The organism is Halomonas sp. 707D4 (genome assembly GCF_024158685.1).
GTDB lineage: Bacteria > Pseudomonadota > Gammaproteobacteria > Pseudomonadales > Halomonadaceae > Vreelandella.
Map to the genome: position 1 here is coordinate 1 of NZ_JAMZBD010000743.1, position 1,062 is coordinate 1,062.

At 67.0% G+C, this 1,062-nt stretch carries 1 protein-coding gene; it reads right to left on the reverse strand.

All coding sequences use genetic code 11. The features are described from left to right. Nucleotides 1-41: 41 nt before the first annotated feature. A partial coding sequence (locus tag BIS11_RS18380) for an ABC transporter substrate-binding protein (protein ID WP_253586837.1) occupies nt 42-1,062 on the reverse strand: 1,021 nt, incomplete at its 5' end.

The window sequence follows — 1,062 nt, forward strand, 5'->3', positions numbered from 1 at the left end:
CTCCTTCCCCGGGGGCGGCGCGGTCGCCGCCCCGCGCCTGATCAGTTCTGCACCAGCTTGCACTGGCTTTCGGAGAGCGGGCGGTAGGCCTGTTCCGCGGGAATGGTGCTGAGGATCTCGTAAAGGTCCCACTCGCCGGTGGACTCCTCCGGCGTCTTCACCTGGGCCAGGTACATGTCGTGCACCATGCGGCCATCTTCGCGAATGCGCCCGTTGCGGGCGAAGAAGTCGTTGATCGGCTGTGACGCCATCTGCGCGCGCACCGCCTCTGCGTCATCGGTACCGGCGGCCTGCACTGCTTCCAGGTAGTGCATGGTGCTCGAGTAGATGCCCGCCTGCACCATGGTCGGCATGCTGCCCACTTCGTCGAAGTAGCGCTGGGCCCACTCGCGGGCCTGGTCGTCCATGTCCCAGTACCAGCCGGTGGTGAGCAGCAGGTTCTGGGTGGCCTCGAGCCCCAGTGCGTGCACGTCGTTCAGAAAGATCAAAAGCCCCGCCAGCTGCTGGCCGGACTGGGTGAGGCCGAACTGGCTGGCGGTGGTGATGGCGTTGACCGTGTCCGCACCGGCGTTGGCCAGCCCCACAATCTTCGCCCCGGAGCCCTGGGCCTGAAGAATGTAGGAGGAGAAGTCGCTGGTCGGGAACGGGTGGCGCACGCTACCGACGATTTCGCCGCCGCTCTCCTCGACCACGCGGGTCACGTCGGCTTCCAGCGCATGGCCGAAGGCGTAGTCCGCGGTGAGCAGAAACCAGCTGTCGCCGCCCTGCTCGACCACCGCCCGGGCGGTGCCGTTGGCCAGCGGATAGGTGTCGTAGACCCAGTGGATGTGGTTGGGCGTGCAGTGCTCGTTGGTCACGCTTGAGGCCGCCGACCCGGAGACGATGCCCAGCCGGTCGTTCTCCTCGAGCACCTTGGTCACGGCGATGGTGACCGACGAGGCGACCAGCCCCGCGACCATGTCGACGTTACGCTGATCGATCCACTCGCGCACGGTGTTGGCGCCGACGTCGGCGCTGTTGCGATCGTCGGCACTGAACAGCACGATCGGCGCGCCGTCGACG